Here is a 6,547-nt window from a genome sequence, read left to right on the forward strand (position 1 = left end):
GTCTGGCCAGAGGCCCCTTCCTGCAAGGTGACCCCGCTGTCGATGCCAAGGCGGGGATCCACACCGTCGCTGATGGAGACAACCAGGTCGGCGCGGGTCTCGTCGCCGTCTATCTCCTTGGCGGAAACGGTGAGCCCGAGGGAGAGCTGGTCGCTGCCCTGATGATCCAGAGGCCCATTGAGGGAGACGGTGACATTGCCGTCGATATCACTGCCCTGTTGGCTGGCGGTCAGCTCGGCCTTCAGCACCTCGACCCGCTTGCCATTGCCATCCAGGTAATACCCCGTCAGCAGGCGATCGCCGGTGAATTCGAAGGTCAAGGCGTGGCCGTCGCTGCTGATGCTGCTGCCGTTGAGACGGGCCAGGGTTGCACTCTGATCCGCGAAGACGGCACTTGTTGCCACCAAGGGATCGGACTGATGGCCCACCACGAACTGGCTCTGTCCCACCACCGCCGCCGGATTGGTGAAATCATCCTCCGTGAGGCTGATGGGGGCGATGGTGAAGTCCGGCGGTGTGCTGTCAACCAGGTTGACGATGAGATTGGCGCTCACCCGATCCCCGTCGCTGTCGCGGTACTCCAGGGCAAAGGGCAGGCTCAGGCTATCCTGGCCGTGATCCAGGCTCTGGTTCCAGACGATGCGATAGCTGCCGTCGTTGGCCAGGGTCAGGGTGAAGACGGTCGCGCCCCCCGCGCTGGCGGTGAGGGTCTGGCAGCTGACCTGGTAGGCGAGCGCCGTCCCGTGGCTGGTCAGGCCAAGCTGATTGAGGGCACCTTGATCGGCGGCAAAACTCACCTGCAGGTTGCCATCAAGCCCGGCTCCAGTGTGCAGGGATCCGGTGGCGCTCACCGGCCCCTTGGCGAGATCCGCCTCGGAGAGGGTCAGGGTATCGCTCTGACCGATGAGGGGAGCCCCGTCGATCACCCGGTTGCCCGCCAGATCCGTCACCTCGGCGCGAACCTCGTAGGGGCCCTGGATGCTGGAGAGATCCAGGCCTCCCAGTTGCCAGCGGCCGTCACTGCCCACCAGGGCACTGCCGTTGAAGAGGGTCTGGCCATTCTGGCCAATCAGGGTGATGGTCACCCGCTGCCCCGCTTCCACGTCCGTGGTACTGCCGCTCAGGGTGACCTTGTCATGGCCGAGAATGCTGTCGGTATCGAGATCGTCGATGTCGATGGCGGCACGGGTATCCACCGTCACCGTCAGGGTGTCGCTGGCCCGGTTGCCCGCGATGTCCACCGCATCGACGCGAAAATCATGGGCGCCATCGGCCAGGGTATCGGGGATCTGATATTGCCAGTTGCCGTTGCCATCCACGGTGAGCACGGCCATCACCTTGCCTTCCAGGGTCAGGGTAACGGTAGCGCCAGGCTCCCCCTTCCCTTGCAGTAGCGGTGTGGTGTCGCGGGTCAGATCATCGGTCTGGCTGGTGCCGGTGTCGCTCTCGTCCGCCAAATCCAGGGTAATGGTGGTGATGGTGTCGAGCAGGGTCTGACCGGTGTCGCTGGCCCGGTTGCCAGCCGCGTCCTGGGTATCGGCCTGGATGGTCAGGGGGCCGTCCACCAGCTTGCCGGTGACGTCGCCGAAGTTTGCCTCCCAGACGAGGCCGGGCAGCACCACTGTGGTGGTGGTCAGGCGGTTGCCATCCTGATCTATCAGGGTGACGGTGACGGTCTGGCCGACTTCCACATCCTCGACAAAGCCGCGGATGATGACGCCGGTCGCCTCGTCGGCATTGATGATGTTGTCGTCGGTCTGGGGCTCGGTGATGGTGATATGGGCCTGCTGATCCTGATCTTCCACAGAGGGAGTTTCACTGCCCTGGATGATTCCCTGGTGATCGGTGTCAAAGCCCGCCTCGGCCAAGGTCGCATCATTGGTGCGATCCACCACCACAAAGCCACCGGCGCTGGAGCCGGCCACGCCGCCAACGTTGCCGGTGGCGGCATTGCCCGCCGCCGTCTCTTCAAACTGGGCGGTCGGGTCGACCCCCTGGCGGATCGCCTCCTGCAAGCTGGCAAGCTCGGGATCCGCCGTCATGGGCTCGGGCGGCGCCTCCTGCTGGGCGGGCTCGGGGCGCTCGCCGCCAGCCTCGACCAGCTCGACATGCCCGTTGGATCCGCTGACCAGGCGCGTTCCCGGCTCCAGTTGCATGCCAGGGGTGGCAGGGCGCTGGGCGCCGTCAGCATCCATTACAAAAACGGTGCCTTCCACTTTGGCAATAAGAGTCGGTTTCTCGATTCGCAGCTCGGTCATACATCCTCCAACGGGTAAACACTGACTTCCCAGCACATGAAGCTTAATAAGGAAAGTCGCCGTGACAGATGGCTATTTTACCGCCAGCAACCCAGCACAACACTTCTCCATTTTCGATAATATCGAAAGTAAACTCTGTTAAACTTCCTATTAAATTCACTTAAACACTGAGAATTTGATTGCAGGTAGACAGAAAAACCTTTTCCTGCCCATTCCGGGCAAAAAACTGGCTCTTCTGGCTCCCAATAGCGCGACAGTTTCTGGCAACCCCTGATTCTCCCGACCCGCCGCACTATTTCAGCAGGCGGGATCTCCCTGACCGGCGCAGGCAAAAAAGTGCATGTGCATTCAGGTATCTACTCTCACCGTCCAGACCGGGCGGGCAGAAAGCCCTCCTCGCGCGCCCCCTGTGCCTTGCTACGCATCCTGTGACGACGCGCTTTCGTCCCCCGTCAGTGGAAAAAGAGAGGCTGTAACCCCGCGATGACGCTCAATAATTCAACCTGGATCGCACTTTTTGGATCCGCCCTCCATGGCAATTGATCTAGCGCAATTCCCGTCGGGATAAATAATTATCCATTTTACCTATTTGGTATTATCCCCTAGAGCAATTGCATAAATACCGATTTATATGCAGCCATAACAATTAATCGGCCTGCCATGCCCGTCGATGATGAGCGCAGATGTCCACACCTAGATGGAACGGTCAGGCCCGACATGGACTTTTTATCTGGGAGTGATGACCGTGGGTTCATATGACAAGTTATTCCGGCCAGGCCTCGCCGCCCTGCTGCTGACCGCCCTGCTCGGCGCAGGCAGTCTGGTGCAGGCAGAGGAGGCCGCCCCCAAGGGCAAGATAGAGGCGCGCAGCGAGCTGTTCGCCAAGGATCACGCCGACCAGTTCAGCAGCTGGAAAGGCACCAGCGAGAGCCGCGAGCGCACCGACGCCCTGGCGGAAGATCCGCAGATGGTGGTGCTCTGGGCCGGCTACCCCTTCTCCAAGGATTACAACAAGCCGCGCGGCCACTTCTATGCCCTGACCGACGTGCGGGAAACCCTGCGCACCGGCGCCCCAAAAACTGCCGAAGACGGTCCGCTGCCCATGGCCTGCTGGAGCTGCAAAGGCCCGGACGTGGCCCGCGTCATCGACGAGAAGGGTGAGGATGGCTACTTCAAGGGGATGTGGGCAAAGGGCGGACCGGAAATCGTCAACACCATAGGCTGCGCCGACTGCCACGACACCGCCTCGAAAGAGTTCAAGGAGGGCAAACCTGCCCTGCACCTCTCCCGTCCCTATGCCGACCGGGCCATGACCGCCATCGGCAAGCCGTTCAAGGAGCAGGGGCGCTTCGATCAGCAGTCCCAGGTGTGCGGCCAGTGCCACGTGGAGTACTACTTCAGCGGCCCCACCAAGGCGGTGAAATTCCCCTGGGACAAGGGTACGACTGTTGAGCAGATGGAGCAGTATTACGATGAAGTCGGCTTTGCCGACTGGACCCATGCCCTCTCCAAGACCCCCATGCTCAAAGCCCAGCACCCCGAGTACGAGACCTGGCGCGCCGGCATTCACGGCCAGAACAACGTCGCCTGCGTCGACTGCCACATGCCCAAGGTGCAGAACGAACAGGGCAAGGTCTACACCGACCACAAGGTAGGCAACCCCTTCGATCGCTTCGACCAGACCTGCCGCAACTGCCACACCCAGAGCAAGGAGATGCTGCAAGGGGTGGTCAAGCAGCGCAAGGATGCCGTCACCGAGATCAAACTCAAAGTCGAGAAGCAGCTGGTGCACGCCCACTTTGAAGCCAAGGCCGCCTGGGATGCCGGCGCCACCGAGGCCGAGATGAAGGACATTCTGCAAGACATCCGTCACGCCCAATGGCGCTGGGACTTCTCCATCGCCTCCCACGGGGTGCAGATGCACGCCCCGGAAGTGGCGCTGCGCATGCTGGGAACCGCCCTGGACAAGGCCGCCGACGCCCGCACCAAGCTGGCACGCCTGCTGGCCGCCAAGGGGATCAGCCACGAGATCGCCATTCCTGACATCTCCAGCAAGGAGAAGGCCCAGGCCGCTCTTGGCATGGACATGAAGCAGATGAACAGCGACAAGGCCCAGTTCCTCAAGACCACTGTCCCCGCCTGGGATGCCGAGGCCAAAGCGGCCGGACGGCTCGCACAATGAAGAGGCATGCGGGCCCGCAGTGTCGGGCCCGCAGCCGGATGGAGGCTTCCTATGGGTGATTTAACAATGGATTTCTTACGACTGATGCTGATGGCAGCCATGCTGCTCACCAGCCTGCAGGGCCAGGCGGCCGATGCGGCAACCGCCCCGGCACCGACTACACATGAAGTGGAATTTCTGCGCAGTGCCGACAAGGCCTGCACCGACTGCCACAAGGAGCAGGTCGAAGGCATGCACGGCAAGCACGGCCAGGCGACCAACCCCAACAACCTGGCGCCGGTCACCTGCACCAACTGCCACGGTCAGCCCTCCCCCCAACACAGGGAAGGGGTCAAGGACGTGATGCGCTTTAGCGACAGCTTCAAGGACAAACAGAGTACCGAGCGCTACCCCATCGCCGAGCAGAACGGGGTCTGCATGAGCTGTCACGAGCCCAAAGTGCTGCGCGAGGCGCTCTGGGCCCACGACGTGCACGCCACCAAGCTCACCTGCACCAGCTGCCACCAGCTGCACCCGGCCAAGGAGCCCATGGTGGCGATTCCAGAGAAGTCCCGCATCAAGCTCTGCGTCGACTGCCACAGCAAGCAGCATGAGGCCGTCAAGGCGGCCAAGGCGAACACCACCTCGGGCAAGGAGGCACAATGAGCTGCTCTCGCCGTCACTTCATGGCGGGGATGAGCGCGGGGGCCCTCATCATGATGACGGGGGCTGCTCGTGCCAACACCCGCTCCCTTGCCACCCCCCTCGCCCACAGCCAGACCATCGACGGGGTACGCTTTGGCATGATCCACGACGAGACGGCCTGCATCGGCTGTACCGCCTGCATGGATGCCTGCCGGGAGGTGAACCAGGTGCCAGAGGGGGTCTCGCGCCTCGAGATCATCCGCTCCGGCCCCATCGGCACCTTCCCCGATGCCGAGTACCACTTCTTTCGCAAGTCCTGCCAGCACTGCGACAACGCCCCCTGCGTACACGTCTGCCCGACCGGTGCCTCCCATATCCGCAAGGAGGATGGCATCGTCGACGTCAACCCGGATCTCTGCGTCGGCTGCATGTACTGTCTGGCCGCCTGCCCCTATCAGGTGCGCTTTATCAACCCTGTGACCAAGGTTGCCGACAAGTGCGACTTTTGCCGCAAGACCAACCTGGCGGCGGGCAAGGAGCCGGCCTGCGTGGAATCCTGCCCCACCAAGGCGCTGGTGTTCGGCAATCTGGATGACCCGGACAGCCCCATCGCCAAACGGCTGGTGAAGGAGACCACCTATCGCTACAAGCAGGCACTCGGCACCTCGCCCAAGATGTACCGCGTGCCCAAAGGGGAGATAAAGTCATGACCATGCAAGAGGCGTTTCACTTCCCTTCCCTCGTATGGGGATTTGTCCGATCGCCATCTACCGCAGTAACAGCAGGAGGAATGGATCATGTTGCATGACGCATTTCACTTCCCTGCACTGGTCTGGGACTGGCCCATCGCCATCTATCTCTTTCTGCTCGGCATCTCCGCCGGGGCCACCACCCTCTCGGTGCTGCTGCGCCGCAAGGGGGCCGGCAGCGAGAGCGGCATCATCAAGGCGACTGCCATTCTGGCGCCGGTGAGCGTGGTGCTGGGGTTACTGATCCTCATCTTCCACCTGGCCCGCCCCTGGACCTTCTGGAAGCTGATGTTCCACTACCAGTTCGACTCCGTGATGTCGATGGGGGTCATGCTGTTTCAGGTCTATATGGCGGTGCTGTTCGCCTGGCTGGCGGTGGTGTTTCGCTCCGAGATCGAGACCTTGCGCCGTCACCTGCTGCAAGAGAAGTTCGCCTTTGTGGATGATCTCATCGCTTGGCTTGCCCGCATCGAGCGGCTGCTGGCGCCGCTCTTGCTGCTGCTTGCCGTGCTGTTGGGGGCCTACACCGGCTTTCTGCTGTCGGCGCTCAAGACCTATCCGCTGTTGAACAACCCGGTGCTGCCGGTGCTGTTCCTCATCTCCGGCGTCAGCTCTGGCATCGCTTCCACCATCTTGCTGGCGGTTACCCTGTTCAAGGAGAACCATCACAGCCAGGGGGTGAGCTTTGTGCACCGCTTCGAGCGGCCAGTGCTGGCGGTGGAGGTGTTGCTGCT

At 62.1% G+C, this 6,547-nt stretch carries 5 protein-coding genes; 4 read left to right on the top strand and 1 reads right to left on the bottom strand.

The window, feature by feature from the left end; all coding sequences use genetic code 11:
* On the bottom strand, positions 1-2,258 hold a 2,258-nt coding region (locus tag AACR77_RS11065; protein WP_042881457.1), incomplete at its 3' end, for a retention module-containing protein.
* A gap of 739 nt (positions 2,259-2,997) precedes the next feature.
* Between AACR77_RS11065 and nrfA the strand changes: the two genes are divergently transcribed.
* The 4 genes from nrfA to nrfD form a co-directional block, all read left to right on the top strand.
* Positions 2,998-4,440 (top strand): ammonia-forming nitrite reductase cytochrome c552 subunit, encoded by a 1,443-nt coding sequence (nrfA, locus tag AACR77_RS11070; RefSeq protein ID WP_042881469.1) that lies wholly within the window; start codon positions 2,998-3,000, stop codon positions 4,438-4,440.
* Positions 4,441-4,491: 51 nt separating this feature from the next.
* Positions 4,492-5,085 (top strand): cytochrome c nitrite reductase pentaheme subunit, encoded by a 594-nt coding sequence (nrfB, locus tag AACR77_RS11075; RefSeq protein ID WP_042881458.1) that lies wholly within the window; start codon positions 4,492-4,494, stop codon positions 5,083-5,085.
* On the top strand, positions 5,082-5,774 hold the full coding sequence (locus AACR77_RS11080; protein ID WP_010674932.1) for a 4Fe-4S dicluster domain-containing protein: 693 nt from the start codon (positions 5,082-5,084) through the stop codon (positions 5,772-5,774). Before nrfB ends, AACR77_RS11080 begins: the two co-directional genes overlap by 4 nt.
* An 87-nt stretch (positions 5,775-5,861) precedes the next feature.
* Positions 5,862-6,547 (top strand): NrfD/PsrC family molybdoenzyme membrane anchor subunit (gene nrfD / locus AACR77_RS11085; protein WP_042881460.1); only part of this gene is annotated, 686 nt, incomplete at its 3' end.

The organism is Aeromonas sp. ZOR0002, from assembly GCF_963866995.1.
Taxonomy (GTDB): Bacteria; Pseudomonadota; Gammaproteobacteria; order Enterobacterales; family Aeromonadaceae; genus Aeromonas; species Aeromonas caviae.

Excerpts from the sequence above, each read along its gene's own strand:
- nrfA (WP_042881469.1), top strand. The coding sequence starts at position 2,998 with ATGACCGTGGGTTCATATGACAAGTTATTCCGGCCAGGCCTCGCCGCC.
- nrfB (WP_042881458.1), top strand. The coding sequence starts at position 4,492 with ATGGGTGATTTAACAATGGATTTCTTACGACTGATGCTGATGGCAGCC.
- AACR77_RS11080 (WP_010674932.1), top strand. The coding sequence starts at position 5,082 with ATGAGCTGCTCTCGCCGTCACTTCATGGCGGGGATGAGCGCGGGGGCC.